This window comes from Sphingopyxis sp. J-6 (assembly GCF_046603995.1).
GTDB lineage: Bacteria > Pseudomonadota > Alphaproteobacteria > Sphingomonadales > Sphingomonadaceae > Sphingopyxis.
On sequence record NZ_CP145810.1, the window covers coordinates 60,001 to 86,762 of the forward strand.

Consider the following 26,762-nt stretch of genomic DNA (forward strand, 5'->3'; position numbering starts at 1 on the left):
GTAACACGCACTGGAGGACCGAACCGTTCAATGTTGAAAAATTGTCGGATGAGTTGTGTTTAGGGGTGAAAGGCCAATCAAACCGGGAAATAGCTGGTTCTCCGCGAAATCTATTGAGGTAGAGCGTCGGATGAATACCTTGGGGGGTAGAGCACTGGATGGATGCGGGGGTCGCGAGATCTACCAATTCTAACCAAACTCCGAATACCCAAGAGTAATATCCGGCAGACAGACGGCGGGTGCTAAGGTCCGTCGTCAAAAGGGAAACAGCCCTGACCTACAGCTAAGGTCCCCAAGTCACGTCTAAGTGGGAAAGCATGTGGGAATCCCAAAACAACCAGGAGGTTGGCTTAGAAGCAGCCATCCTTTAAAGAAAGCGTAACAGCTCACTGGTCTAAATAAGGGTTCCTGCGGCGAAAATGTAACGGGGCTCAAGACGTGCACCGAAGCTTAGGGTGTGTAGCAATACACGCGGTAGCGGAGCGTTCCGTAGGCTGATGAAGCGATCTGGTAATGGGTCGTGGAGGTATCGGAAGTGCGAATGCTGACATGAGTAGCGATAAACAGGGTGAGATGCCCTGTCGCCGAAATCCCAAGGGTTCCTGCTTAAAGCTAATCTGAGCAGGGTAAGCCGGCCCCTAAGACGAGCCCGAAGGGGGTAGTCGATGGGAACCACGTTAATATTCGTGGGCCTGGAGGTGTGTGACGGATCTCGTAAATTGTCTGACCTTATTGGATTGGTCAGGCTTTGAAGAGGTTCCAGGAAATAGCCCCTCCATTATAGACCGTACCCTAAACCGACACAGGTGGGATGGTAGAGTATACCAAGGCGCTTGAGAGAAGTCTCCTGAAGGAACTCGGCAAATTGCCTCCGTACCTTCGGAAGAAGGAGGCCCCACTTCTGGGCAACCAGTTGTGGGGGGCACAGGCCAGGGGGTAGCGACTGTTTAGCAAAAACACAGGGCTCTGCTAAGTCGGCTTCAAGACGACGTATAGGGCCTGACGCCTGCCCGGTGCCTGAAGGTTAAGTGGAGGGGTGCAAGCTCCGAAATGAAGCCCAGGTAAACGGCGGCCGTAACTATAACGGTCCTAAGGTAGCGAAATTCCTTGTCGGGTAAGTTCCGACCTGCACGAATGGCGTAACGACTTCCCCACTGTCTCCAGGAGATGCTCAGCGAAATTGAATTCTCCGTGAAGATGCGGAGTACCCGCGGTTAGACGGAAAGACCCCGTGCACCTTTACTGCAGCTTCAGAGTGGCATTAGGAAAGAACTGTGTAGCATAGGTGGGAGGCTTTGAAGCACTGGCGCCAGCCGGTGTGGAGCCATAGGTGAAATACCACCCTGTTGTTTTCTGATGTCTAACCTCGATCCATGAAACTGGATTAGGGACCCTCTGTGGCGGGTAGTTTGACTGGGGCGGTCGCCTCCTAAAGAGTAACGGAGGCGCGCGATGGTAGGCTCAGGACGGTTGGAAACCGTCTGTTAGAGTGCAATGGCATAAGCCTGCCTGACTGCGAGACTGACGAGTCGAGCAGAGACGAAAGTCGGTCATAGTGATCCGGTGGTCCCGAGTGGAAGGGCCATCGCTCAACGGATAAAAGGTACGCCGGGGATAACAGGCTGATGATTCCCAAGAGCTCATATCGACGGAATCGTTTGGCACCTCGATGTCGGCTCATCACATCCTGGGGCTGGAGCAGGTCCCAAGGGTTTGGCTGTTCGCCAATTAAAGTGGTACGTGAGCTGGGTTCAGAACGTCGTGAGACAGTTTGGTCCCTATCTGCCGTGGGCGTCGAAATTTGAGAGGAGTTGACCCTAGTACGAGAGGACCGGGTTGAACATACCTCTGGTGTACCTGTCGTGGCGCCAGCCGCGCAGCAGGGTAGCTATGTATGGACGGGATAACCGCTGAAAGCATCTAAGCGGGAAGCCTCCCTCAAGATAAGATTTCTTAGAGCCGTGGAAGACCACCACGTTGATAGATCGGATGTAGAAGCGCGGTAACGCGTGGAGCTAACCGATACTAATTGCTCTATTCGCACTTAAGAGTCCCGCCATCAACGACAAGCCTGATCGGCCAAAAGCCTTTAGCTTGTTCGCTTGGAGCGGATGATTGATCAGACAGTATTTGCACGGACATCGATTGAAACCCTTTTTGACCCTACGCCGGCTTCATTGCTTGGTGACCATGGCGTCAGTGACCCACCCGATCCCATCTCGAACTCGGACGTGAAACCTGACAGCGCCGATGGTACTACCGCTTAAGCGTTGGAAGAGTAGGACGTCGCCAGGCATTGCAGCCGACGTAAGGTCGAAACGGAAACCCATTCACAAAGTTAGAGGCCGGCAGCGATGCCGGCCTTTTGCTGTTTTAGCGGCCCCGGAAACGGCGCCGCGAACTGGTTGACGCGGGATGGAGCAGCCCGGTAGCTCGTCAGGCTCATAACCTGAAGGTCGCAGGTTCAAATCCTGCTCCCGCAACCAACAAGAACCCGCCGCCCGCAAGGGATGGCGGGTTTTTTTGTGGCCGGTGCGGCCGCGCTCGCCCTGTTTCGGGCATCTAGACCATGACGTCCCTCGTTTCGCACGCTATGCGCGCGGCATGAAACGCTTGCGATCCCCCCTTGGGCCGCTGGATACAGCCGTCGCCGTTGCGATGATTTTCGCGTGGGGTTTCAATATTATCGCGATGAAGATCATCGTCGGCGAGGCAGGGGCGCTGCCGTCGGCGATGCTTCGCCAGTTGATCGTACTGGTCGTCTGCCTTCCCTTCCTGCGCATCGTTCCCGGGCGTATGCTCGCCCTGACCGGTTTCGGGCTGTTGTCGGGTGCCTGCTTCTACCTTGCAGTGAGCTGGTCGCTCGCGGTCGCCGACAATGTCGGCGCGCTCGCGATCGCCGGCCAGCTCGGGGTCCCCTTTTCGCTGATCCTCGCGGTGCTGATCCTGAAAGAGCGGATTCACTGGCGGCGGATCATGGGCATCGTCCTCGCCCTCTCGGGCGTCGGGTTGCTCGTCTTCGATCCCGAGGCGGGCAAGGAAATCTACGGCATATTGGTCACCGCGCTCGCGAGCCTGATCTGGGCGTTCGGCGCCCTGATCCAGCGCGGGTTGAAAGGCGTGCCGGTGCTGACGATCACCGCCTGGGTCGGCGCGATGGGGAGTCTTGCGATGGTTCCGGCAACGCTGATCGGCGATCCGGCAGGCTTTGCGGCAATCCCCGACCTGCCGCTCTCGGCGTTCGGCTGGGTCGCCTATGCCGCGGTCGTTTCGACGATCCTCGGGCACGGCGCCATGGCCTGGCTGCTGCAGCGGCACGATGTGTCGGTGATCGTGCCCTTCACGATCCCGACGCCGGTCGTTTCTGTCGCGGCGGCTGCGGCGTGGTTCGGCACCCCCGTCACGCCGCTGATGATGCTCGGCGGCTTTATCGCGATCGTCGGCGTCGGGATCGTCGCGCTGCGGACCGCGAAGGTCGACGGACCCATGCCCGAAGCGACGAAGGCAAGCAATGTTCCGGATTGAGCGAACGATGCGGCGTCGGTCGGATCAGGCTGGTTCGGCGGTCTCGACGCACCAGGCGCGGCAGAAGGTATCAACCGCGGCATCGACTTCGTCCTGCAGCCGGCCGAGATCGCGCCCTTCGGACAGACCCAGCACCGCAAACTGATAGACGCCGGACTGGCAGAGCCCGGTAAATTGTTGGATCGCGCGCATCGGATCGCCCATCCGGATTTCGCCGCGCGCCATTTTTTCCGCGACCCAGGCCGCGGCGCGCGCCTTGCCGCGGCGCGGCCCGCGGGCATAAAAAGTCTCCGAAAGGTGCGGAAAACGCTCCGCTTCGCCGATGACGAGCCGATAGAGCGACAACAGCGGCGTCGCCGTCAGCTTGGTCATCAGCACATTGCCGAACACGCGGAGGACATCGCGCACCGGCTCGTCGAGCGGCAGATCGATCGCGAGCGCGTCGCCATATTGCGCGACAATATCATCGACGACCGCGGCGAACAGATCCTCCTTCGAGGGAAAATAGGTCCAGAGCGTCGTCTTCGATCCGCCCACCTTGCTCGCGATCGACGACATCGTCGTGCCGGCATAGCCGTTGACGAAGAAGAGCTCGCGCGCCGCGTCGACAAATGCCTTGCGCCGCAACGCCGCGGCATCGTCCAAAACAGCCGTACCATCTGGTATCATTTCGATTGACAACGCATCCTCCGAGGTCCATTGGCGCATGATACCAGCTAGTATCGTTGGACGCCATGCCTTATCGACTTCTCTCCCCCACCACATTTTTGGGTGTCGCGGTTTTCGGGCTGCTTTCCGCCTGCGCGAGTGTTCCCGACCTTGGCCCCAGACCCGCTCCGGCTGCGGCCGGCTCGCTTGCCTCGTCGGCGAGTTTCGCCGAAGCGAGCGGCGCCTGGCCGGTCGAAGGCTGGTGGCACGGTTTCGGTGACCCCGGTCTCGACCGGCTTATGGATGAGGGACTGAAGGGCTCGCCCGACATCGCGGTTGCCGCCGCACGCGTCCGCGCCGCCGATGCCTTGGCGCAGCAGGCAGGATCCGCACTCGGCCCGCGCGTCGGTGCCGAAGCGAGTGCGGGCGGGGTCCAGCAAAGCAAGACCATGGGCATCCCGCCGCAATTCGTGCCCGAAGGAATCCAGGACACCGGCCATGTCGCCGCAACCTTTTCCTTCGACCTCGACCTGTGGGGCCGCAATCGCGCGGCGCTCGCGGCGGCGACCTCCGAGGCCGAAGCGGCGCGCGTCGATGCGGCGCAGGCGCGGTTGATGCTGACCACCGGCATTGCGTCGGCTTACGCCGATCTTGCCGGCTATTATGAAGCGCTCGACGTGGCGCAGGAGGCGCTGCGTATCCGCGGCGCGAGCGCCGGGCTGTCGGCCGACCGGACCCGCGCCGGGCTCGACAATATGGCGAGCCAGCGGCAGGCCGAAAGCCGCGCGGCCGCCGCGCGCGGCGATATCGTCGCGCTCGAGGAAGCGATCGCGCTGACCCGCAACCGGCTCGCCGCGCTGGTCGGCGCGGGTCCCGATCGCGGGCAGGCGGTCGCACGCCCACAGCTTGCCGTGCCTGCCGGCGCCTTGCCCCCTGCGGCGGGCATCGACCTCATCGGCCGCCGCCCCGATATCGTCGCGGCGCGATTGCGCGCCGAAGCCGCGGCCAAGCGTATCGATGCCGCGCGCGCCGACTTCTATCCCAACATCAGCCTTTCGGTGCTGGTCGGTTTCCAGTCGCTCGGGCTGTCGAACCTGTTCGACGGCGGGTCGAAATATGGCAATGGCGGCGCTGCGATCAGCCTGCCGATCTTCGACAGCGGGCGGTTGCAGGGCCGTTATCGCGGTGCGCGTGCCGATTATGACATCGCGGTGGCGAGTTATGACGGCACGCTCGTCGCGGCGCTGCGCGACGTCGCCGACATCGTCGCCAGCCGCGCGGCGACGGCGCGCCAGCTTGCCGACCGCCGCGAGGCGCTCCGCGCGGCGTCGGAGGCGGCGAACCTGGCCGGGCTGCGCTATCGCGCCGGTCTGTCGAACCAGCTTGCGCAACTGACCGCCGAAGACAGCATGGTGGCGCTGAGCCGCTCGGTCGCCGACCTCGAGGCGCGGCAGCGGACGCTCGACATTGCCCTGATCCGCGCTCTTGGCGGCGGATATCGCGCCCAAACCCCCACAGGAGAATGACGATGGCCGAAGACACGGCTGCGGCCGCATCCCCGACTCCCCAGGACGCTCCCGACAGTGCCGAAGCGAACGGCGAACGCTTGGCGAAGCGCAAGAAGCTGCTGCGCATCCTCGCCATCGTGGTGGTCACGATCGCGGCCTTGTGGGGCATCTGGTACTTCCTGACGCAGGCGGGCCGCGTGTCGACCGACAATGCCTATGTCGGTGCCGATTCGGCGACGGTGACCGCGCTTGTTTCGGGGCCGGTCAGGGACGTGCGCGTCAGCGGCACCCAGTCGGTGAAGAAGGGCGATATCCTCGTTATCCTCGACGATGCCGATCAGCGAATCGCGGTCGCCGATGCCGAAGCGGCACTGCGTCAGGCGCGTCAGCGTTACGGGCAGGCGAGCGCGACCGCCGACGCCGCGCGCGCACGGGTCAGCGCCCGCGGCGCCGAAATCGCACAGGCGCGGGCGCGGCTGCGCGACGCCGATGCAGCGGTCGTGAAGGCACAGGCCGAATTTGCGCGGCGTAACAGCATCGCCGGGACCGGCGCGGTATCGGGCGAGGAATTGACCGCCGCGCGCGCCGCACTGACGCAGGCGCAGGCGGCGCGCGACCTTGCCGCCGCCGGCATCGCGTCGGCCGAGGCGACGCGCGGCTCGGCAAGCGGCGATCTCGGCGCGGCCGAGGCGGTGGTGCGCGGCACGACGATCGAAACCGCCCCCGACGTCGCGGCGGCGGAGGCGCGGCTCGAAAAGGCGCGGCTCGACCTCGCGCGCACGGTGATCCGTGCACCTGTCGACGGCATCGTCACCAACCGCCAGGTGCAGGTCGGGCAGCGGATTGCGGCAGGCGCGCCGATCATGGTCATCGTTCCGATCGCAACCGCCTATGTCGACGCCAATTTCAAGGAAAGCCAGTTCAGGCGCATCCGCATCGGCCAGCCGGTCGAACTCGTCTCCGACTATTATGGCGGCGATGTCGTCTATCGCGGCAAGGTGACCGGCATCGCCGGCGGCACCGGTGCGGCTTTCTCGCTGATTCCCGCGCAGAATGCGACGGGCAATTGGGTGAAGGTGGTGCAGCGGCTGCCGGTGCGCATCGCGCTCGATGCCAAGGAACTGAAGGCACATCCGCTTCGCGTCGGCCTGTCGATGGAAGCGACGATCGACACGCGCGGGAACTGAGCCGGTAATGGCCAGCGCCGCTGCCCCTGCCACAACCGCGAGCGTTCCGGCCGAGCCGCAACCGCTGAGCGGCATGCGGCTGATCGCCGCGGCGTTCGCGCTGGCGCTCGCCAATTTCGTCGTCGTACTCGACACGACGATCGCCAATGTGTCGGTCCCGCACATCGCGGGGGGCCTCGCCGTATCGCCGACGCAGGGAACGTGGGTGATCACCAGCTATGCGGTCGCCGACGCGATCAGCGTGCCGCTCACCGGCTGGCTCGCGATGCGCTTCGGCACCGTGCGCTGGTTCATGATATCGATCATCGGTTTCGGCATCTTCTCTTTCCTCTGCGGCGTGTCGCGCACGCTCGATGCGCTCGTCCTCTTCCGCGTGCTGCAGGGGCTCGCCGGCGGGCCGCTGATGCCGCTGTCGCAAATCTTGCTGCTGCGCATCTTTCCGAAGGAAAAGGCGGGGCTCGGCCTTGCGATCTGGGCGATGACGACGACCACGGCGCCGATCCTCGGTCCGATCCTGGGCGGCACGATCAGCGACAACTGGACCTGGCCGTGGATATTCTTCATCAATCTGCCCGTCGTCGCCATCTGTGCCTTCGGCGTCTTCAGCCTGCTGACGCCCTTTGAAACGAAGCGCGAAAAGGCGCGCATCGATGTGATCGGGCTGATCCTGCTCGTCGTCTCGGTCGGCGCCTTTCAGATCATGCTCGACACGGGGCGCGAGCATGACTGGTTCGGATCGACGTGGATCGTCGGGCTCGCGATCGTCGCGGCGATCAGCTTTGCGGCCTTTGTCATCTGGGAACTGACCGATGCCAATCCGGTTGTGAACCTGCGGATCTTCCGTTTCCGCGGCTTCAGTTTCGCGACGATGGCGATATCGCTGGGCTTCGGCGCCTTTTTTGCGCAGGTCGTGCTGACACCTTTGTGGCTTCAGCAGGTTGCGGGCTACACCGCGACGGAGACGGGTTTCATCGTCGCCTGGCTCGGCGTCTTCGCCGTGCTGCTATCCCCCGTCGCCGCCGGCCTGATCACAAAGGTCGATGTGCGCATTACCATCTGCGCCGGGATTCTCTGGATGGCGTTGATGTCGATTCTGCGTGCCAGCTGGAACGCCGACGTCGGTTACTGGACGCTCGCGCTGCCGCACATATTGCAGGGTATCGGCATGCCCTTCTTCTTCGTCGGGTTGACCGCGCTCGCACTGAGTTCGGTCCCGGCGCAGCATCAAACCTCGGCGGCGGGGTTGATGAGCTTCCTGCGCACGCTTTGCGGCGCGATCGGGACCGCGATTGCGACGACGGCGTGGGACGACGCCAGCCGTACCTCGCGCTCCGAACTCGTCTCGGCGCTCAACAACCCCGAAGCGACGGTGACCTCGTTGCAGAATGCCGGCTTCACGCTCGAACAGGCGCGCGCCGTGATCGAGCGGCTGGTCGAGGTTCAGGCATCGACGCTCGGCGTGCTCCACCTGTTTCTCGCCTCGGGCGTGGTGTTCGTGATCGCCGCAATATCGGTGTGGTTCGCACCAAGGCCGAAACAGATTTCGATGGGCGGCGGCCACTAAGCGCTATTTCGCAAATAATTGTCCGAGGTCGGCGAAGGCCTTGAACTCCAGCGCATTGCCCGACGGATCGTGGAAGAACATCGTCGACTGCTCGCCCGCTTCGCCGGCGAAGCGCGTGTGCGGCTCGATGACGAACGCGACGCCGTGTCCCCGGAGTCGCGTGGCCAGCGCCTGCCATTCGGCGGGCGGCAGGACGACGCCGAAATGCGGGACGGGAACCTCATGGCCGTCGACCGGATTATGCCCCGCCACCGCCGTGGACGACGCGACACGATGTGCGACGATCTGATGACCATAGAGGTTGAAGTCGATCCATTCGGCGCTGCTGCGCCCCTCGGGACAGCCGAGGACGGTGCCGTAGAAATGGCGCGCGGCGGCGAGGTCGTGGACCGGGAAGGCGATATGGAAGGGGGCGAGGTCGGTCATCGACGGGTGTTCTACACATCCTTGGCGGAAAGATATTCGTCGACGTCGATTTCCTTTTCCCAGCGTGCGACTGCGGTCGCGATCGACAGGTCGCAGGTGACGTTGGGCACGGTGCGGATCATGTCGAGGATGCGGTCGAAGGGCAGGATGAAGCCGACGACGAGCGCCGTCTGCTCGGGCGTGATGCCGATCGCGTGGAGCACCGCGGCGAGCACGAACAGCGACCCCGACGGCACCGGCGCGACCCCCATTGCGACGATCGTCGTCGTGCCCGCGATCACCAGATAGTCGGCCAGACTGAGGTCGAGGCCGAAGGCTTGCGCCGAAAACAGCGTCAGCATCGCAACATACATCGCGGCGCCGTCCATGCCGATGGTGGCGCCGAGTGGCAGCACGGTCGAGGCGACGGGCGGCGAAACGCCGAGGTTGCGCTCTGCGACGCGGATTGCGACGGGCAGCGCGGCCGAACTCGACGAGGTCGAGAAACCGACCATGATCGCGTCGGCGATACCTCGGAAGAAGGGGAGCGGCGGCAACCAGGCGAGCAGGCGGATGACAATGCCGCCATGGATCACCAGCGTGACGATCGTGGCGCCGGTCAGCACGCAGAGCGCCAGTTTGAAGATGGCGAGGAAGCTCGACGGGCCGGTCGTCCCCATCATCACCGCGATCAGCGCGAAAACGCCGAAGGGCGCGGTCTCCATCACGAACCCGACGATGCGCAGCATCACCGCTGTGCCGCTCGTGAGCAGGCGGCGTACCGGTTCGGCCTCCTTGCCCGCCGCGATGACGCCGGCCCCGACGACGATGGCGAAAAAGATGATCGACAGCGTCGCACCATTCGCCATCGCCCCGACCGGATTGTCGGGCACAATCTCGATGAACATCCGCGCCGGGTCCTGCGCTTCGGCAAGCGCCTTCGGCACCGCGCCGGCGAAGCTCGCTCCCGCGCCCGGCGCGATCAGCGTTGCGACGATCAGCCCGGTGGTGACCGCGAGCGATGTCGTGAACACATACATCGCCAGCGTCTTGATGCCGATGCTGCCGAGCCGTTTCGGGTCGGCGAGCGCCGCGACCCCCGATGCGATGGTGAGGAAGACGAGCGGGACGACGAGCATGCGGATCAGCCGCACGAACAATTCGCCGATCCACGCGATCGACGTTGCGCCTTCGCCCCACAGCAGGCCGACGATAGCGCCGAGGACGAGCGCCGCCATGATGCGTTTCCATAGCGCGATGCCGAACCAGCGGCCCAGCGGGCCGGGCTTGCCGGCATCCGTCGCGGCCGGGGGCGGCGCGGTATCGGTCATGCGGTCGATCCCATGCCGCATAGTAGCTGGTGCGCCCGCAATGTCCAATTTATGGCCGGATCGATGCCTTGATGGAGATTTCCGGCTGCCCGCTTCTTCGCTAAAAGGCCGATCCGGCGCGGCGGATTTGCCAAGCCGGACGGGGGATATCGATGACGGCTGTAACGAATTTGGGCACTCCGCGCGATGCCGTACCCCGCGGGGCCTGGTGGACGCATCTTTATGTCCAGGTGCTGACCGCGATTTTCGCCGGCGTGCTGCTCGGCCATTATTTCCCCGATGTGGGCGTCGCCCTCAAACCGCTCGGCGACGGGTTCATCAATCTCGTCAAGATGATCATCGCGCCGGTGATCTTCCTGACCGTCGCGACCGGCATCGCCTCGGTCGGCGAGGCCAAGACGCTCGGCCGGCTGACGGTGAAGACCTTCGCCTATTTCCTCTTCTTCTCGACGCTTGCGCTGATCGTCGGGCTGATCGTCGCCAATCTGGTGCAGCCCGGGGCGGGGATGAACATCGATCCCGCGACGCTCGATGCCGGCGCGGTCGCCGAATATCAGGAGAAGGCGCACGAAGCGACGCTGACCGGATTCCTCCTTGCGATCATCCCGACGACCTTCGTTTCGGCGCTCACCTCGGGATCGATCCTGCAGGCGCTGTTCGTCGCGATCCTGTTCGGCATCGCGCTGTCGCGTACCGGCGAGGCGGGGCAGCAGGTGCTGGGGATGCTCGAAAAGCTGTCGGTCGTTTTCTTCCGCCTCGTCGCGATGCTGATGCGCTTCGCGCCGATCGGGGCATTTGGTGCGATGGCGTTCACGATCGGCAAATATGGCGTCGAATCGCTCGCCAACCTGGGGGCGCTGATCGCAACCTTCTACCTGACCTCGCTGTTCTTCGTGATCGTCGTCCTCGGTGCGATGGCGCGGCTGGCGGGCTTTTCGATCTTTCGCCTGATCGCTTACCTCAAGGCCGAACTGCTGCTCGTGCTGGGGACTTCGTCTTCCGAGGCGGCGCTGCCGAGCCTGATGGAAAAGCTCGAACGGGCGGGCTGTGCCAAGCCGGTCGTCGGCATGGTCGTGCCGACCGGCTACAGCTTCAACCTCGACGGCACCAACATCTATATGACGCTCGCGGCGCTGTTCGTTGCACAGGCGACCAATGTCGACCTGTCGCTTGGCGACCAGATCGCGCTGCTGCTTGTCGCGATGGTGAGCTCGAAGGGCGCGGCCGGGGTCACCGGTGCAGGCTTCATCACGCTCGCCGCGACCTTGTCGGTGGTGCCGTCGGTCCCGGTCGCGGGCCTCGCGCTGATCCTCGGCATCGACCGTTTCATGAGCGAGTGCCGCGCGCTCACCAATTTCGTCGGCAATGCGCTGGCGGCGATCGTCGTTGCCAAGTGGGAAAAGGCGCTCGACGGCGAGGCGTTCCGGCGCGCGCTCTATGGCGATGCTGCGCCGGGCCTTGCGGCGCGGCCGATCGAGACCGACACCGATTGACGCGAACGCGGCGGCGGCACTTGGGCTTCGCGCCATGTCGTGCTAGGGGCCCGCGCCATGCTGACGATCAACGGCCTCACCGTGCGCCTTGGCGGGCGCACCATCCTCGACCGCGCGACCGCGAGTCTGCCGCCGAAGAGCCGCGTCGGGCTCATCGGCCGCAACGGCGCGGGCAAATCGACCTTGATGAAGGTGATGATCGGTCAGCTCGAAGCCGACGAGGGCGCCATCGAAATGCCGCGCAAGACGCGCGTCGGCTATATCGCGCAGGAAGCGCCCAGCGGCACCGCGACGCCGTTCGACACCGTGCTTGCTGCCGATACGGAACGGGCGGAGTTGCTCCTCGCGTCGGAGACGGTGACCGACCCCGACCGGCTCGGCGATATCCACGAGCGGCTGATCGCGATCGATGCCTATACCGCGCCCGCGCGCGCGGCGCGCATCCTGATCGGACTCGGCTTCGACGAGGAGATGCAGGGGCAGCCGCTCGACAGTTTCTCGGGCGGATGGAAAATGCGCGTCGCGCTCGCGGCTTTGCTCTTTTCGAACCCCGACCTTTTGCTGCTCGACGAACCGTCGAACCACCTCGACCTCGAAGCGACGATGTGGCTCGAAAGCTTCCTCAAGGCCTATCCCGGCCAGCTCGTGGTGATCAGCCACGAGCGCGACCTGCTCAACAATGTCGTCGACCATATCCTGCACCTTGAGGGCGGGAAGGTGACCCTCTATGCCGGCGGCTATAACGACTTCGAGCGCCAGCGTGCCGAGCGCCTCGCGCAGCTTGCCGCGGCGAAGGCGGCGCAAGATGCGCAGCGCGCCAAGCTGCAGGATTATGTCGCGCGCAACAGCGCGCGCGCCTCGACCGCGAAGCAGGCCCAGTCACGCGCCAAGCAATTGGCGAAAATGCAACCGATCGCCGCGGTCGCCGAAGATCCGAGCCTTGCCTTCGATTTCCCGAGCCCCGACGAGCTGAAGCCGCCGCTGATCACGCTCGACCTGGCAAGCGTCGGCTATACGCCGGGGCAGCCGATCCTGACGCGGCTCAACCTGCGTATCGATCCCGACGACCGCATCGCGCTGCTCGGCCGCAACGGCAACGGCAAGACGACGCTCGCGCGGCTGCTCGCGGCGCAGCTCGCGCCGATGGACGGCGCGATGGCGGCGTCGGGCAAGATGCGGGTCGGCTATTTCACCCAATATCAGGTAGAGGAACTCGACGGCAGCGACACGCCGCTCGGCCATATGACGCGGGTGATGACGGGCAAGACCCCGGGCGCCGTGCGGGCGCAGCTCGGGCGTTTCGGCTTCACCGGCAACAAGGCGACGACCGAGGTCGGCAAGCTGTCGGGCGGCGAGCGCGCGCGGCTCGCGCTCGCGCTGATCACGCGCGAGGCGCCGCACCTGCTGATCCTCGACGAACCGACGAACCACCTCGACGTCGATGCGCGCGAGGCGCTGGTACAGGCGCTGAACGGCTTCGACGGCGCGGTGCTGATCGTCAGCCACGATCGCCACATGCTCGAACTCACCGCGGACCGGCTGGTGCTCGTCGACAACGGCACCGCTCGCGATTTCGATGGCAGCATGGACGATTATGTCGCCTTCATTCTCGGCAAATCTTCCGAGAAGGAACGCGGTGCATCGAAGGCCGATCGCAAGGTAGACCGCAAGGCCGCCGCTGCTGCGCGCGAAGCCGCTGCAAAAGTCAGGAAAGCGGTCTCCGACGCAGAGGCCGACCTCGCCAAATATCAGGTCGTGCTGACCGCCATCGACCGCGCGATGTTCGATCCCGCCGGAGCAGCGAACGAATATAAGGGGCTGACGATGGGCGAATTGTCGCAACGGCGCGGCAAGATCGTCGCCGCGCAGGAGGCGGCCGAGGCGCGCTGGGTCGAGGCAAGCGAGGCGCTTGAAGCGTTCGAGCGGGAAACTGCCTAGGCGGCGCGCCGTCGCGCGCGGGCGATCGACACGCTCTGGATGGCCGACAGCAGGAACAGGATGAAGGCGATGAAGCCGCCAAGCGCTGCGACGATATAGTAATTCTGCCGGCCGCCGACCGAATTGGTTGTCATGAGATAATGCGGCGATGCAATCGTCACGCCCTGCTTCTCGAACGCCGCAACGACATCGGCCGGCAAGCCATTCTCGACAAGTACCCCCTGCATATGGTCGGCGAGGAAGATGTTCGTCCGCGGCGCCTCGCCGCTGTCGGTAAAGGCATAGCTCGCGCGGTCGATGAAGAAACGCACCGGAGCATCCTTCGCCGCCCCTTTTGCGACGACGGGCACATAGATGGTCTGGTGGTCTATATCGGCAGAACGCGAGCGGAAGGCCTCGTCGCGCTGTAGTGCGCGGTCGGTGTCGGGAACCGCGCTCGCGAAGGTCGCCGAGTCAATGGGCGGCGCGGCGTCGCCGAGCGCGGCGAGATCGACCGTTGTCCGCGGGCCCGACGGGTCGGGCAATTGCTGCGAATAGAAATACGCCCCGGTCGCGGCGAGCGTCAGGATCACGCCGCAGACCAGCATGCCGGTTCGCACCCGGCGCAGGATCGGTACCGGATCGTCGCCCGCGATCAGCGACGCCTGGTTGAGCAATTCGCGCTCGCGCAGCACGCGGAAGGCAGGGATCATCAGGATGCACGCGGGAATGGCCGCGGTCCAGACCTGCTCATAGCCACCCCATTTGGCGATCTGCCATTCGGCGAGCCAGCGGTAGAGGCCGCTGTAGTGGCTGTACTCCCACCACGCCCAGCCGATGACGAGCGCCATCCATGCCAGTGCGAACCAGAAACGCAGCGACGATCGTTGCGGCATGTCCTCGCCCCCCCTTTATGCACCCTGTTTCGATCATCCTATCATAGCTGCGCGGCAGCGCGCCTGTAGTGATTTGGGCCACAAGGCGAATCGGCATAAACTCGTGCTTCGCCGCTGACTTCTGCTTGACAGCGATGCCGTGTGCCGCGATAATAGTTTCAATTGAAACTAGATGGGAATGCAAAATGGCCGACCTGTTCGATAATCCGCTGGGCCTCGACGGCTTTGAATTCGTCGAATTTTCGGCGCCCGAGAAGGGCATGCTCGAGCCGGTGTTCGAACGCATGGGCTTCACCCGCATCGCGCGGCACCGGTCGAAGGACGTCGAATTGTGGCGGCAGGGCGGGATCAACCTGATCGCCAATTACGAACCCAAATCGCCCGCCGCCTATTTCGCCGCCGAGCATGGTCCTTCGGCGTGTGGCATGGGTTGGCGCGTGCGCGATGCCGCGAAGGCCTATTCGGAAGCGCTGGCGCGCGGCGCCGAGCCGGTCGAGGTCAAGGCGGGGCCGATGGAATTGCAGCTTCCCGCGATCCGCGGCATCGGCGGTTCGATCATCTATCTGATCGACCGTTATGGCGACGACCTCAGCATCTACGACATCGATTTCGTCTATGAAGAGGGTGTCGATCGGAACCCGGTGGGCGCCGGGCTCAAGGTCATCGATCACCTGACGCACAATGTCTATGGCGGCCGCATGGCGCATTGGGCGGCCTTCTATGAGCGGATCGCCGGTTTCCGCGAGATCCGCTATTTCGACATCAAGGGCGAATATACCGGCCTGACCTCGAAGGCGATGACCGCCCCCGACGGCAAGATCCGCATTCCGCTGAACGAAGAGGGCGCCGGCGGCGGCGGCCAGATCGAGGAATATCTGCGCGCCTATAATGGCGAGGGCATCCAGCATATCGCGTTCAGCTGCGACGATCTTTACGCGTCGTGGGACAATCTCGCCGCGCTCGGCAATCCGTTCGCGCCGTCGCCGCCGGCGACCTATTACGAGATGCTTGCCGATCGCTTGCCGGGCCACGGCGAGCCGGTCGATGAACTCCAGTCGCGCGGTATCCTGCTCGACGGATCGACGACCGAGGGCGACCCGCGCCTGCTGCTTCAGATCTTCGGGCAGACGGTGATCGGCCCGGTCTTCTTCGAATTCATCCAGCGCAAGAAGGACGAGGGCTTCGGCGAGGGCAATTTCACCGCCTTGTTCAAGTCGCTCGAAATGGACCAGATTCGCCGCGGCGCGCTCAATGTCGAAACGGAACCCGCCGAATGACCAGCCCGATCAAACTGGGCGGCGTCCACCACGCCGCCTATCGCTGCAAGGACGCGAAGGCGACGGTCGAGTGGTATGAGCGCATGCTCGGCATGACCTACACGACCGCCTTTGCCGAGGATCATGTGCCGTCGACCGGCGAATATGATCCCTATATGCACGTCTTCCTCGATGCGGGGAACGGCAACATTCTCGCCTTTTTCGAGCTGCCCAACCAGCCTGACATGGGCCGCGACGAGAATACGCCGCAGTGGGTGCAGCATCTGGCGTTCAAGGTCGGCAGCTATGACGAACTGGTCCAGGCGAAGGCGCATCTGGAGGCGAACGGCATCGACGTGCTCGGTCCGACGCATCACGGCATCTTCAAGTCGATCTATTTCTTCGACCCCAACGGCCACCGCGTCGAACTCGCCTGCGATATCGGCACCGACGAGCAATATGCCGAGCTGAAGCGCGTCGCGCCGCTGATGCTCGAGGAATGGAGCCGGACCAAAAAGGCGCCGCGCCACGCCGACTGGCTGCATACGGCGGCGAACGAGTAGAACCTGCCGGGAAAGCGACTCTCTTTCTTCGTCACCCCGGACTTGATCCGGGGTCCATGATCCCAGCGTCGCGTCAATGGATCCCGGATCAGGTCCGGGATGACGAGGGATGGGCGGGGTTCGGCAATCCTACGCCCGGTCGAGCCCGATGCTCTCCAGCGTCGCGCCGCTGCAGGCGTCGACCTTCTTTTCGCCCTTGTTGCCCGACAGCGCGCCGATGGCGAGGAAGCCTGCGACGACGGCGACGACGAACGCGCCGGTGACCCAGATCAGATATTTGTCGATGAACGCCTTGATCGGCGCCCCGAACAGCCGGAACAGGACGCCGACGAGCATGAAGGAAAAGGCCCGGCTCGCGAGGCTCGCCCACAGGAAGGTCCAGAAATTCATGTGGATGAAGCCGGCGGTGATCGTCAGCAGCTTGAACGGGATCGGCGTCGCGCCCTTGATCAGGATGATCTCGGCACCATACTGCCGCAGATAACAGGCGGCCGGCGGAAAGGCATCGGTCAGCCCGAGCACCCCGAGCAGCCACAGCCCGACGCTCTCATAGAGGAAGAAGCCGATTCCATAACCGAAGATGCCGCCCGCGACCGAGGCGAGCGTGCAGATGATCGCATAGCGCACTGCCTTTTTCGGGTTGGCGAGGCACATCAGCCCGAGCAGCGGATGCGGCGGAATCGGAAAGAAGCTCGCCTCGACGAAGGACACCAGCGCCAGCCAGAACTCGGCGTGCGGGTGCGCCGACTTCTCCATCGTCCAGTTGTAGAGCCGCTGGATGATCGACGGCTTGCGGACGATTTCGGTCATGCTGGTCCTTTGGCGCGAGGATTTCGCTGCGACGCCTCTATGCCGCCGCCCCGGCGCGAAGTCGAGCCGGTCAGTGGCGGAAGTGGCGCATTCCCGTGAACACCATCGCAAGGCCTGCCGCGTTGGCGGCCGCGATCACCTCGTCGTCGCGGATCGAACCGCCCGGCTGGATGACGCAGGTGGCGCCCGCCTCGACCGCCGCCAGCAGGCCGTCGGCGAAGGGGAAGAAGGCGTCGCTCGCGACCGCGCTGCCGACGGTGCGTGGCTCTGTCCAGCCATGCGATTCCGCCGCTTCGCGTGCCTTGACGGCGGCGATGCGCGCGCTGTCGCGGCGGTTCATCTGGCCCGCGCCGATGCCCGCGGTCGCGCCGCCCTTGGCATAGACGATCGCGTTCGATTTGACATGCTTGGCGATCGTCCACGCAAACAGCGCGTCGGTGAGCTCTTCCTCGGTCGGCGCGCGGTCGGTGACGACCTGCAGGTCGGCGCGCGTGATGCGGCCATTGTCGCGGCTCTGCGCCAGCCAGCCGCCGGCGATCGTCTTCATCATCAGCCCGCCGCGCGCCGGGTCGGGCAGTTCGCCGGTCAGCAGCAGGCGGAGATTCTTCTTCTTCGCGAACACCGCACGCGCATCGGCGTCGGCGTCGGGCGCGCAGACGACTTCGGTGAAGATACCGCTGATCAGTTCGGCGGTCGCGCCGTCGAGCGGCCGGTTGACCGCGATGATGCCGCCGAAGGCCGAGACATCGTCGCATTTCAGCGCCGCGTCATAGGCCTCGGCGATCGTCGCGGCGCTCGCGACGCCGCACGGGTTGGCATGCTTGACGATGACGCAGGTCGGATCGGCCTCGCGGAACTCGGCGACCAGCTCAAGCGCCGCGTCGGCATCGTTGATATTGTTGTAGCTGAGCTCCTTGCCCTGCACCTGCTCGGCCTGCGCGATGCCGCGCGCGGCGGGACCGGCGGGGAGGTAGAGCGCCGCCTTCTGGTGCGGGTTCTCGCCATAGCGGAGTTCGTTGGCGAGCTTGGCGGTCAGCGGCAGCGTGTCGGGGAACAGCTTGCCCTGATCGGCGAAGGCGAACCAGCTCGCGATCATCCCGTCATAGGTCGCGGTGTGCGCAAAGGCGGTCGCGGCGAGCCGCTTGCGCAGCGTCAGCGTCGTGGCGCCGCCATTGGCGTCCATCTCTTCGATCACCGCCGCATAATCCTCGGGCTCGGTGACGATGCCGACGAAGGCGTGGTTCTTTGCCGAGGAGCGGACCATCGCAGGGCCGCCGATGTCGATATTCTCGATGATCGTATCGCGGTCGGCGCCGCTCATGACGGTCTGGAGGAAGGGGTAGAGGTTGACGACGACGAGGTCGATCGCGCCGATGCCATGTTCCTCCATCGATGCGACATGCGCCGCGTCGTCGCGGACGGCGAGGATGCCGCCGTGGACGGTCGGGTGCAGCGTCTTGACGCGGCCGTCCATCATTTCGGGGAAGCCGGTGAGGTCGGCGACGTCGAGGACATTGTGCCCCGCTTCGCGCAGCGCCTTTGCGGTGCCGCCGGTCGACACCAGCTCGACGCCGTGACGGACGAGCGCGGCGGCAAGCTCGGCGAGCCCCGCCTTGTCGCTGACGGACAGCAAGGCGCGGCGGACGGGAATCAGGTCGGTCATGGGACGGGTGGCCTCGGCTGACGGGAAAGACGCGGCTCCCCTAGGCGTGCGCTGCCCGTATCGCAACCCCGCGGGGCGGTTTTTAAAGCCCCAGCGCCGCCGCGATGCGGTCCCAGCGAACCAGTTTGAAGTTCTGCGCGGCGGGCGCGTTATCGCCGTCCTGCGCGAGGAACAGGCCGTCCGGATACTCCGCGCCGAAATGGCCCGCGACGGCTTCGATCCCGTCGGTCTCGCTGGTCGCGCCATATGTCCCGGCAGCGATCGCGAAACGCCCGACATAATCCATCGCGGGCAGGCGAAAGACCGCATAGGCGTTGTCGCCCTGGCTCGACGCGATCAGATAGTGCTGTCCCTTGTGGTCGATCGTCGCCAGCCCCTCGACGTCGGCGACGAGCCGCTCGTTGTCGACGCGCGCGACGAGCCCGGCATAGTCGCGCCGCAGCTTCCAGATCCCGGCGTCTTCTTCGCCCACATACAGCGTGTCGCCATCGAAGACGCAGCCTTCGGCCTGCGTCGGAACCTTCGCTTCCCAATCGACCTCGAAACTCGGCGCGGCGTCGTCGGAAAGTGTCAGCGGGCCGACGCGGATCGTGCCGTCCTTCAGGATCAGCGCGGCGGTGAGCGGCTCGCCTGGCGCCGTTTTCCTGAAGCAGAAGCCATAGGCTTCGCCCGTCCCCGCGGCGGCGCGGCCGAGCGCGGTCAGCGAAGGCTTGTCGGGATCGAGCCGAAACAGCGCGATATGCGCGTTGACGCCGTCGTTGCGGTCGCTCGCGGCGACGATGTTGCCCACGACATCGACATTGTTGACCAGCCCGCCCTTGACGAAGGCAATGTCCTTGCCGGCGAGGTCATAGATGTGGATGCCCGCCTTCTTGTCGGTCGCGATGATCAGCGCGCGCGCCGGATTGGCCGGATCGACCCAGATTGCCGGATCGTCGGCGGCGTCGGCCTTCCCCGTTCCGACAGGGTCGGTTTCGCCGCTCGCGGCCACCGGCACCGGCGGCAGGCCGGCGATCACCGGCTTTGCTCCGCCCGCCGCACACCCCGCTAGGGCGAGCGCGAAGGTCGACAGGAGGAACGGCCTCGGAATCCGGCGCATGATCTTTCCCTATTTTGCCCGTGCGACGCAGGCGCCGCCATCGGGACCGACATCGCCCGTACAGCGCCGCGCGGCAAGCGTCGGTTCGTCGATCTCGATGAGCCGGTTGCCATCCCCGGTCCGTTCGAGGTCGAAGCCGTCGTAAAGCTTGCCCGACGCCGTGAAGGTGCGGAAACGGAGCTTCTTCGGATCGACGTCGACGATCTGGTATAGCTCGGTCGCCTCGGCGACCTTGTCGGGCTGCCACGGCGTACGGTCGTTGAGCGCGTACATTTTCGACCCGGTCACCGACACCAGATAGACCGGGCCCTGGACCGTGCCGTCGGCGCGCGCCTTGGCGCTCGCCTCGCGGCCGGCTTCCGACGTCAGGCGGCTGTAGCAATGGTCGTGGCCCTGCAGCACCAGATCGACCTTGCGCTTGTCGAACACCGGCTTCCATGCTGCCTTGATCTCTGCCGTGTCGTTCGGGCGGGCGCAGGTGAAGACGGGTTGATGGAACAGCACGACGTTCCAGTTCGCCTTGCTCGACGCCAGCGTCTTGTCGAGCCAGTCGGTCTGCGCCTGCATCGATCCGAGGTTGATCGCGGCGGTGCCGTCGAGGACGATGAAGCGGACGCCCTGATAATCGGTATAATAGGTCGTTGCCTTCACCGGATCGGCACCGTTCGCGGGCAGCGCGAACTGCGCGGGCCAATAGGGACCGAGCCGGTAGACCTCGCTGCCGTCGGGCTGCACATCGTCGATATATTCGTGATTGCCCGTCGCCGGTACCTGCGGGACGATCGCATAATTATAGCCGCCGGCCTGATTCCACTCGCCCCATTCGTCGTCGTGGTCAAGGTCATCGCGCTGCGCGACAAGGTCGCCGGCGTGGACGACGAGGCGGATGTCGCCATTGGCGTGGAACGCCTGGCGGATGACGCGGCTGGCGTAGGTGAGGATGCCGTTCTGAATGTCGCCGAGATAGAGGAAGCGGAAGGGCCTGGCGTCGTCGGCCGCGGTACGGAACTGATACCATTCGCTCCACCCCGCCGCGCCCTTGACGCGATAGGTATAGGCGGTGTCGGGGGTCAGGCCGGTGAAACGGATCTGGTGATAGAGGGCGCGGCCATAGCTGCTGGCGACGGGCATCGCCTTGCCGCCGACCAGCCTTGCCTTTTCCTCGAGCGTCGGCCCATCGACCGACACCGCGATCTGGGCCTGGGACTCGGCCTGCGCGGTGTCGGTGCGAAAGGCGACCGCCATCTCGCGCGCCGGGTCGGAGCCCGGCGTCAGGACGATGCGGTCGGGAAGATTCTTCGGCGCGTAGGGAAGGCCGGCAGAGCGGGGGATGGGGGCGCCATCCTCCGTCTGCGTCACGATCGGGAAGCGCGCGGTCGCCGGTTCGGCGGAAAGCGCGGGCCCGCCCCAGAGCGCCATCCCTGCCGCGAGCAGCGGCAGGGCGATACGCTGCGGCATCAGAATTTGACCCGCGCGCCGAACTTCATCGTCCATTTATATTGCTCGAACTGGAGCAGGTTCTGCCGGGCGCCGACATTGTTGTAGGCATAATATTTGGCATTGTTGATATTCACCCATTCGTAGAACACCTGCACCTGCTTGGTGACATCATATTTCGCCGACAGGTCGAGCTGGAAATGATTGTCGATGATGCGATCCTCGGGTGCGTCGTCGCCCAGCTCGTCGAGATATTTGGAACGATAGGTGCCGGCAAGCCGGAGCGAGACCGGGCCCTTCTCGTAACCCAGCGCCGCGTTGAACGTGTGTTTCGAGGCCGACGGCAGGCGAATCTTGCGCAGGTCGGTGATGTCGCCGTCGATCGGCACATGGCCGGTCGCGTCGGTGTAGGTGTAGTTCGCGTTGACCAGCAGCCCGTCGAACGGCGCGGGCAGGAAGCGCAGCGCCTGCGTATAGCTGAGTTCGAGGCCCCAGATCTTGGCGCTGTCGCCGTTGATCGGGATCGTCGCCTCGTCATAGGCGATGCCGTTGTAGGTGCCGGCATCCTCGAGGTTGGTGTCGACGATGAAGTTCTTCACATCCTTGTAGAAGACGCCCGCCGAAAGCGCGCCGTTGTTCGGGAGATAATATTCGACCCCGGCGTCGAAGTTCCACGCTTCATAGGGCTTGAGGTCGGGGTTGCCAAACTCGCCTTCGCGCTCGTTGTCGTCATTCTGTTCGATCGTGAAGCGCGGTGCGAGCTTCGACAGCTTGGGGCGGACAAGGCTCTTGTAGCCCGCCGCACGCAGCACGAGATTCTGCTGCGGCTCCCAGCGGACGGTCAGGCTGGGCAGCCAATGGTCGTAATTGCGCTTGAACTGGTTCGGCACGCTGATGACCGTATCGTCCTCGGCTTCCGATCCGTCGGGCAGTTCGCCGCCCTCTTCGATCAGCGTGACGGTGTTGGCGCGGATGTCGTTCTTGGTGTGCTCATAACGGACGCCGCCGATGACGCGGAGCGTCGCGCTGTCCCAGCGGCCGAGCAGGTAGCCGGCCATGACGTCCTCGCTCACCGAATAATCCTCGACCGTCGAGTCGAACAGCGAATCGAGTTCGTTGAGTTCGAAAGCGTCGCGGTCGGCGTTGAAGAAGCGGCGCACGCCGCGCTTGTCGAGCACCGGCGAAATATCGGTGATGCGATAGGTCTGGCCGCCGACGAGGTCGGCCATCGTCAGGTCGTCCATTTCCCAATATTGGGTTTCGAGATTGTAGCTCTTGTCGCGCCAGCGGCCCTTGGCGCCGGCCTGGACGGTAAAGCTGCCGCCGTCCGTCACGAATTCGCGGCCGAGATCGAACCGGGCGCCCCATTCTTCGTCCTGCGAAGCCGACAGGCCGGTGACCTGGACGCTGTCGAGTTCATATTGCGATGGATCGGCGAAATCGGCGATCGCCCCGGCGCTGCCGCCGACCGTGTAGCGCGGCCGGCGCGGGTCGGCGAAGTCGAGGCCGAGCTCGAGGCCTTCGTCTTCGAAGGTCCGCTCGAAGTTGGCGGGGTCGATCGAGCCGTTCTCGCGCTCGGTCGATTTCGCATAGCTCACCGAATATTTGGCGTGCCATCCGTTGCTGTCGGTCTCGCCGCCCAGTGCGATGCTGCGGATGCGCTGGCGCTCGAAGCGATCCTTGAGCGAGCGCTGGATCCCGATTTCACCGTCGGCGTCGCTGTAGACGAGATCGGCACCGGTACCGGTGATCTCGCCAGCATCCTCGAGCTTCAGGCTCGTCTCGCGGCGATATTCCTGGTCGTCGAACTGGCTGTAGATGCCGCGGGCATAGAGCTTGGTCGACGAACCGACGCGGAAATCGAGGTTCAGGTTCGCCGACAGGCGCTTCCGCTCGACGTCATAGTCGCGATAATTGACCTCTTCGGTCGTGATCTGGCCGTCGTCGTTCACGTCCCAGCCGTCGGCCTCGACATTGTCGGTCTCGAACTTGCGCTGATAATAGGAGATGCCGCCCGAAATGCCGACATTGTCCGACAGCCGCTGCGCGAAATCGATGCTGCCCTTCGGCGTCAGCTTTTCCGAATAATCGTTATAGCTGCCCTCGACCTTTGCGGTCAGCAGGTTCTTGCGGCGCTCGAAGGCGCTGGTCGTGTGGATTTCGATCGACGCGCCGATCGTGTCGGCGTCCATGTCGGGGGTCAGCGACTTCTTGACCTCGATCGATTCGATGCTGTCGCTCGAGATCACGTCGAGCGCGACCGAGCGGACGTCGCTTTCGGGCGCGGGCAGGCGAACGCCGTTGACCGAGGTCGCGTTGAGTTCGGGGTCGAGGCCGCGGACCGAGACGAAGCGGCCCTCGCCCTGATCGTTGAGGATGTTGATGCCGGGCAGACGGCGCAGCGATTCGGCGACATTCTGGTCGGGGAACTGGCCGACCGCGTCGCGGGTCAGCACGCTTTCGACGCCGTCGGCGGCTTTCTGGCGCGACAGCGCGCTCGCCTGCGTCGCTGACTGGCCGAGGACGAGGATGCTGTCGTCGGTGCCGAGGACGACCTTCACGCTCAGATTGCCGCTTTCGGGGACGCTGATCGTCTGGGTGCGCGGTTCGGCGCCGACATAGCGGGCTTCGAGCGTATAGGTGCCGGCAGGCACGTCGGCGAAGCGGAAGCTGCCGTCGCGATCGGCTTCGGCGACGCGGCCGAGTTCGACGATGCGAAGCTGCGCCCCCTGCAGCGCGCGCGTGTCGCTGGCGTCGGTTACCGACCCGGTGAGGTCGCCGGCGTACGCGGTGACGGGAAGGGCGGCGGCGAGCGAAAGGCAGGTGCCGAGCAGGATGCGTGAACGAACGGTACGAAGCTGGTGCATGATGTCCCCCGAGGAGTGCGATTAATCGCCGGGGCCTGTTGGCTCCCGGCGAGTCGAGGGGGCCAGTGACAGCGCTCTGTGACCGCTGTGTTACGCGACTGTCACACGACTGCAACAGAAGGTAAGCGGTGTCGGGCAAGTCGGCGAAATCGGGGGGAAGTTGGCATCGGGGAAAATTTCACGCGGATCGAAGGGCGGCGCTCGGCTGAAGGCAGGCATTTTCCTCTTCGTCACCCCGGACTTGATCCGCGGTCCATGACTTCGGCGCCGCGGTGGATCCCGGATCAAGTCCGGGATGACGAAAGTGAGAGACGGGAATGCCCGCTTCCCACCCTAAGCCGCCATCGCATTCCAGCGCCCCGAATCCAATTGACCTCACGCCAATTCGATATAAATATGATATCATAATTATATCGAGTGATTCGGAGGGAAATATGGTCGATACGGGAACACCCGCGCTGAACCGCAGTCGCGAGACACGCGCGAATACGCAAAGCGGCTATCTGATGCTGCTGATCTGGCTGGCGCTGCTCGGCGTCGCCGCTTGGGCGCTTATCACCAACATCAACGGGGGAGGCGAGGTCGCATGGAAGTGGGTCGTGCTGGGCGTCAGCGCCTTTGCCGGCACGCTCATCCTCTGCGGCTTTTACCTCATCAACCCCAACGAAGCCGCGGCGATCCAGCTGTTCGGTGCCTATAAGGGGACCGACCGGCAGGAAGGGCTGCGCTGGATCCTGCCCTGGCTGTCGCGCAAGAAGATCGCGGTCCGCGCCAACAACGTCATTTCGGACAAGATCAAGGTCAACGACCTGCGCGGCAATCCGATCGAGATGGCGGCGCAGGTGGTATGGCGGGTCACCGACACCGCGCAGGCGTTGTTCGATGTCGACGACTACAAGGAATTCGTCATGGCGCAGATCGAGGCGGCGGTGCGCTCGATCGGTTCGCGCTATCCCTATGACGATATCGAGCATCAGGAAATCACCCTGCGTGGCAACCATGACGAGGTCGGGGTCGAACTCCGCAAGGCGCTGATCGAACGGCTGAGCGTCGCGGGGATCACCGTCGACGAATGCGGGCTGACGCATCTCGCCTATGCGCAGGAAATCGCCGGTGCGATGCTGCGTCGCCAGCAGGCCGAGGCGGTGATCTCGGCGCGCAAGAAGCTCGTCGAGGGCGCGGTCGGCATGGTCGAGATGGCGCTCGACCAATTGAGTGCCAAGGGCGTCGTTCACCTCGATGACGAGCGCCGCGCCGCGATGGTGTCGAACCTGATGGTTGTGCTGTGCAGCGAACGCGATACGCATCCGGTGGTCAACGCCGGCTCGCTCTATTGATCCCGGCGTAGCGAGACGAACTATGCCGGCGCCTGCCAAAAAAGCTTTCGCACTCCGCCTCGATCCCGCGCTTTACGCGGCGATCGAACGGATCGCGGCCGCCGAACTGCGCAGCGCCAATGCCGAAATCGAGGTATTGCTCCGCGAAGCGCTCGCGCGGCGCGGCGTGGGCGTCAAGGCGCCGGTGCCCGCGAAGCGCGGCCGGCCGCCGAAGGAGAATTGAGATGCTCCACCTGCTCCTGGACGACCGCCCGTGGTTCCGCCCCAAGCGTCGCGGCTATGGCACCGGCATGCCAATCGCCTGGCAGGGCTGGGCGATGCTGGCCCTGCATATCGCGTCGATCACCGGCGTGGCCGTCCTCTTGCAGGGCCGGCCCCTCCTGTTGCCGTTCGCGGTCGTCATCGCCGGCCTCGCCCCAATGCCGCTTTATCGCGCCAAAACTGCGGGCGGCTGGCACTGGCGTTAGGCTTTTTTGTCGCCCCGGCGAACATTCGTGGCATGCGGCCTTGTCAGGGCCTTTCCGCCGCTTGCCCCCTGGTAAGTTGATGGTTAAGGCCGGTCCATGACCGCCGACCCATCAACGTCCCCAGCCGCCCCCGTCCGCATCGCCCCGTCGATCCTCAGCGCCGATTTTGCGCGGCTGGGCGAAGAGGTGCGCGCCATCGAGGCCGCCGGCGCCGACTGGGTGCATATCGACGTCATGGACGGCCATTATGTCCCCAATCTGACGATCGGCCCGATGGTGGTGAAGGCGCTGCGCCCGCACTCGACGCTGCCCTTCGATGTCCATCTGATGATCAGCCCGGTCGACCATTTCCTCGACGCCTTTGCGGCGGCGGGCGCCGACATCATCACCGTCCACCCCGAGGCGGGGCCGCATATCCACCGCACCGTCCAGCACATCAAGTCGCTCGGCAAGCAGGCGGGCGTCTCGCTCAATCCGGGCACCCCGGCGAAGATGCTCGACTATCTGATCGACGACATCGACCTTGTCCTGATCATGAGCGTCAATCCGGGTTTCGGCGGCCAGAGCTTCATTTCCAGCCAGCTTCGCAAGATCGAGGCGGTGCGCAAGATGATCGACAAGTCGGGGCGTGACATCCGCCTCGAGGTCGACGGCGGCATCGACGCGGGCACCGCGCCGCTGGCGATTGCGGCGGGCGCCGATGTGCTCGTCGCGGGGACCGCGACCTTCAAGGGCGGCCCCGATGCCTATGCCGACAATATCCGGCGGCTGCGCGGCGGCGCCTGAGGA

Annotated in this window: 21 protein-coding genes, 1 tRNA gene and 2 rRNA genes (1 of these 24 running past the window's edge); 15 read left to right on the top strand and 9 right to left on the bottom strand. The window is 64.6% G+C overall.

The annotated features are described in order from the left end of the window. The 4 genes from V6U71_RS00350 to V6U71_RS00365 all read left to right on the top strand — a co-directional run. Positions 1–2,048 (top strand): 23S ribosomal RNA (locus tag V6U71_RS00350); it begins 743 nt to the left of the window's first position. Positions 2,049–2,180: 132 nt separating this feature from the next. Next, positions 2,181–2,295: ribosomal RNA gene (gene rrf, locus V6U71_RS00355) — 5S ribosomal RNA — on the top strand. A 114-nt stretch (positions 2,296–2,409) separates the two neighbouring features. Next, positions 2,410–2,486 (top strand) — tRNA-Met (locus V6U71_RS00360). Positions 2,487–2,658: 172 nt separating this feature from the next. Beyond that, a complete protein-coding gene (locus tag V6U71_RS00365; protein WP_411340467.1) occupies positions 2,659–3,525 on the top strand; it encodes a DMT family transporter in 867 nt (288 codons plus the stop codon). Positions 3,526–3,549: 24 nt separating this feature from the next. Here the strand turns inward: V6U71_RS00365 and V6U71_RS00370 are convergent, their stop codons facing one another. Next, positions 3,550–4,170, bottom strand: coding sequence for a TetR/AcrR family transcriptional regulator (locus V6U71_RS00370; protein WP_411340468.1), 621 nt, complete (start codon positions 4,168–4,170; stop codon positions 3,550–3,552). An 89-nt stretch (positions 4,171–4,259) separates the two neighbouring features. On the opposite strand from V6U71_RS00370, the gene V6U71_RS00375 reads away from it, so the two are divergent. The 3 genes from V6U71_RS00375 to V6U71_RS00385 are packed head-to-tail and all read left to right on the top strand — an operon-like array spanning position 4,260 to position 8,432. Continuing rightward, positions 4,260–5,699, top strand: a complete 1,440-nt coding sequence (locus V6U71_RS00375) for an efflux transporter outer membrane subunit (protein WP_411340469.1) — start codon at positions 4,260–4,262, stop codon at positions 5,697–5,699. Then, the gene (locus tag V6U71_RS00380; RefSeq protein WP_411340470.1) at positions 5,696–6,868 is read left to right on the top strand and encodes an HlyD family efflux transporter periplasmic adaptor subunit; all 1,173 of its coding nucleotides are present in this window, start codon (positions 5,696–5,698) and stop codon (positions 6,866–6,868) included. The genes V6U71_RS00375 and V6U71_RS00380 overlap by 4 nt, the downstream gene beginning before the upstream one ends. 7 nt (positions 6,869–6,875) lie before the next feature. Continuing rightward, positions 6,876–8,432, top strand: a complete 1,557-nt coding sequence (locus V6U71_RS00385) for a DHA2 family efflux MFS transporter permease subunit (protein WP_411340471.1) — start codon at positions 6,876–6,878, stop codon at positions 8,430–8,432. 3 nt (positions 8,433–8,435) lie between these two features. On the opposite strand, the gene V6U71_RS00390 is transcribed toward V6U71_RS00385, so the two are convergent. Both V6U71_RS00390 and V6U71_RS00395 read right to left on the bottom strand, forming a co-directional pair. After that, positions 8,436–8,858, bottom strand: a complete 423-nt coding sequence (locus V6U71_RS00390) for a VOC family protein (RefSeq protein ID WP_411340472.1) — start codon at positions 8,856–8,858, stop codon at positions 8,436–8,438. 11 nt (positions 8,859–8,869) lie between these two features. Further along, complete coding sequence (locus V6U71_RS00395; RefSeq protein WP_411340473.1) at positions 8,870–10,168, bottom strand: dicarboxylate/amino acid:cation symporter; 1,299 nt, start codon at positions 10,166–10,168, stop codon at positions 8,870–8,872. A 152-nt stretch (positions 10,169–10,320) separates the two neighbouring features. Between V6U71_RS00395 and V6U71_RS00400 the strand changes: the two genes are divergently transcribed. Together V6U71_RS00400 and V6U71_RS00405 are read left to right on the top strand one after the other, a co-directional pair. After that, positions 10,321–11,661, top strand: coding sequence for a dicarboxylate/amino acid:cation symporter (locus V6U71_RS00400; RefSeq protein WP_411340474.1), 1,341 nt, complete (start codon positions 10,321–10,323; stop codon positions 11,659–11,661). Between the two features lie 57 nt (positions 11,662–11,718). Next, positions 11,719–13,599: an ABC-F family ATP-binding cassette domain-containing protein gene (locus tag V6U71_RS00405; RefSeq protein ID WP_411340475.1), complete on the top strand. Its 1,881-nt coding sequence runs from the start codon at positions 11,719–11,721 to the stop codon at positions 13,597–13,599. On the opposite strand, the gene V6U71_RS00410 is transcribed toward V6U71_RS00405, so the two are convergent. Further along, positions 13,596–14,474, bottom strand: coding sequence for a hypothetical protein (locus V6U71_RS00410; RefSeq protein ID WP_411340476.1), 879 nt, complete (start codon positions 14,472–14,474; stop codon positions 13,596–13,598). The genes V6U71_RS00405 and V6U71_RS00410 overlap by 4 nt on opposite strands. A gap of 185 nt (positions 14,475–14,659) precedes the next feature. On the opposite strand from V6U71_RS00410, the gene hppD reads away from it, so the two are divergent. Beyond that, entirely contained in the window at positions 14,660–15,751 is a 1,092-nt protein-coding gene (hppD, locus tag V6U71_RS00415) for a 4-hydroxyphenylpyruvate dioxygenase (protein WP_411340477.1), read from the top strand. Further along, a complete protein-coding gene (locus V6U71_RS00420) occupies positions 15,748–16,293 on the top strand; it encodes a VOC family protein (protein ID WP_054586413.1) in 546 nt (181 codons plus the stop codon). Before hppD ends, V6U71_RS00420 begins: the two co-directional genes overlap by 4 nt. Positions 16,294–16,422: 129 nt before the next feature. On the opposite strand, the gene V6U71_RS00425 is transcribed toward V6U71_RS00420, so the two are convergent. From V6U71_RS00425 to V6U71_RS00445, 5 genes are all read right to left on the bottom strand, one after another. Then, positions 16,423–17,076: a YqaA family protein gene (locus V6U71_RS00425; RefSeq protein WP_411342287.1), complete on the bottom strand. Its 654-nt coding sequence runs from the start codon at positions 17,074–17,076 to the stop codon at positions 16,423–16,425. 97 nt (positions 17,077–17,173) lie between these two features. Next, entirely contained in the window at positions 17,174–18,766 is a 1,593-nt protein-coding gene (purH, locus tag V6U71_RS00430; protein ID WP_411340479.1) for a bifunctional phosphoribosylaminoimidazolecarboxamide formyltransferase/IMP cyclohydrolase, read from the bottom strand. Between the two features lie 82 nt (positions 18,767–18,848). Next, positions 18,849–19,865 carry a phytase gene (locus V6U71_RS00435; RefSeq protein WP_411340480.1) on the bottom strand — a complete coding sequence of 339 codons (1,017 nt, stop codon included), beginning with the start codon at positions 19,863–19,865 and terminating at the stop codon, positions 18,849–18,851. Positions 19,866–19,874: 9 nt separating this feature from the next. Then, a complete protein-coding gene (locus tag V6U71_RS00440; protein WP_411340481.1) occupies positions 19,875–21,323 on the bottom strand; it encodes a metallophosphoesterase in 1,449 nt (482 codons plus the stop codon). Then, complete coding sequence (locus tag V6U71_RS00445; protein ID WP_411340482.1) at positions 21,323–24,169, bottom strand: TonB-dependent receptor; 2,847 nt, start codon at positions 24,167–24,169, stop codon at positions 21,323–21,325. Before V6U71_RS00445 ends, V6U71_RS00440 begins: the two co-directional genes overlap by 1 nt. Before the next feature lie 434 nt (positions 24,170–24,603). On the opposite strand from V6U71_RS00445, the gene V6U71_RS00450 reads away from it, so the two are divergent. The 4 genes from V6U71_RS00450 to rpe all read left to right on the top strand — a co-directional run bounded on the left by V6U71_RS00450 (position 24,604) and on the right by rpe (position 26,759). Next, positions 24,604–25,506 carry an SPFH domain-containing protein gene (locus V6U71_RS00450; protein ID WP_411340483.1) on the top strand — a complete coding sequence of 301 codons (903 nt, stop codon included), beginning with the start codon at positions 24,604–24,606 and terminating at the stop codon, positions 25,504–25,506. A gap of 22 nt (positions 25,507–25,528) precedes the next feature. Continuing rightward, positions 25,529–25,729, top strand: a complete 201-nt coding sequence (locus V6U71_RS00455; RefSeq protein ID WP_411340484.1) for a toxin-antitoxin system HicB family antitoxin — start codon at positions 25,529–25,531, stop codon at positions 25,727–25,729. 1 nt (position 25,730) lies between these two features. Then, positions 25,731–25,973, top strand: a complete 243-nt coding sequence (locus tag V6U71_RS00460; RefSeq protein ID WP_411340485.1) for a hypothetical protein — start codon at positions 25,731–25,733, stop codon at positions 25,971–25,973. Between the two features lie 96 nt (positions 25,974–26,069). Then, complete coding sequence (rpe, locus tag V6U71_RS00465; RefSeq protein ID WP_411340486.1) at positions 26,070–26,759, top strand: ribulose-phosphate 3-epimerase; 690 nt, start codon at positions 26,070–26,072, stop codon at positions 26,757–26,759. Positions 26,760–26,762 lie beyond the last annotated feature (3 nt).

Excerpts from the sequence above, each read along its gene's own strand:
- V6U71_RS00365 (WP_411340467.1), top strand. The coding sequence starts at position 2,659 with ATGATTTTCGCGTGGGGTTTCAATATTATCGCGATGAAGATCATCGTC.
- V6U71_RS00375 (WP_411340469.1), top strand. The coding sequence starts at position 4,260 with ATGCCTTATCGACTTCTCTCCCCCACCACATTTTTGGGTGTCGCGGTT.
- V6U71_RS00380 (WP_411340470.1), top strand. The coding sequence starts at position 5,696 with ATGACGATGGCCGAAGACACGGCTGCGGCCGCATCCCCGACTCCCCAG.
- V6U71_RS00385 (WP_411340471.1), top strand. The coding sequence starts at position 6,876 with ATGGCCAGCGCCGCTGCCCCTGCCACAACCGCGAGCGTTCCGGCCGAG.
- V6U71_RS00390 (WP_411340472.1), bottom strand. The coding sequence starts at position 8,858 with ATGACCGACCTCGCCCCCTTCCATATCGCCTTCCCGGTCCACGACCTC.
- V6U71_RS00395 (WP_411340473.1), bottom strand. The coding sequence starts at position 10,168 with ATGACCGATACCGCGCCGCCCCCGGCCGCGACGGATGCCGGCAAGCCC.
- V6U71_RS00400 (WP_411340474.1), top strand. The coding sequence starts at position 10,321 with ATGACGGCTGTAACGAATTTGGGCACTCCGCGCGATGCCGTACCCCGC.
- V6U71_RS00405 (WP_411340475.1), top strand. The coding sequence starts at position 11,719 with ATGCTGACGATCAACGGCCTCACCGTGCGCCTTGGCGGGCGCACCATC.
- V6U71_RS00410 (WP_411340476.1), bottom strand. The coding sequence starts at position 14,474 with ATGCCGCAACGATCGTCGCTGCGTTTCTGGTTCGCACTGGCATGGATG.
- hppD (WP_411340477.1), top strand. The coding sequence starts at position 14,660 with ATGGCCGACCTGTTCGATAATCCGCTGGGCCTCGACGGCTTTGAATTC.
- V6U71_RS00420 (WP_054586413.1), top strand. The coding sequence starts at position 15,748 with ATGACCAGCCCGATCAAACTGGGCGGCGTCCACCACGCCGCCTATCGC.
- purH (WP_411340479.1), bottom strand. The coding sequence starts at position 18,766 with ATGACCGACCTGATTCCCGTCCGCCGCGCCTTGCTGTCCGTCAGCGAC.
- V6U71_RS00435 (WP_411340480.1), bottom strand. The coding sequence starts at position 19,865 with ATGCGCCGGATTCCGAGGCCGTTCCTCCTGTCGACCTTCGCGCTCGCC.
- V6U71_RS00440 (WP_411340481.1), bottom strand. The coding sequence starts at position 21,323 with ATGCCGCAGCGTATCGCCCTGCCGCTGCTCGCGGCAGGGATGGCGCTC.
- V6U71_RS00445 (WP_411340482.1), bottom strand. The coding sequence starts at position 24,169 with ATGCACCAGCTTCGTACCGTTCGTTCACGCATCCTGCTCGGCACCTGC.
- V6U71_RS00450 (WP_411340483.1), top strand. The coding sequence starts at position 24,604 with ATGGTCGATACGGGAACACCCGCGCTGAACCGCAGTCGCGAGACACGC.
- V6U71_RS00455 (WP_411340484.1), top strand. The coding sequence starts at position 25,529 with ATGCCGGCGCCTGCCAAAAAAGCTTTCGCACTCCGCCTCGATCCCGCG.
- V6U71_RS00460 (WP_411340485.1), top strand. The coding sequence starts at position 25,731 with ATGCTCCACCTGCTCCTGGACGACCGCCCGTGGTTCCGCCCCAAGCGT.
- rpe (WP_411340486.1), top strand. The coding sequence starts at position 26,070 with ATGACCGCCGACCCATCAACGTCCCCAGCCGCCCCCGTCCGCATCGCC.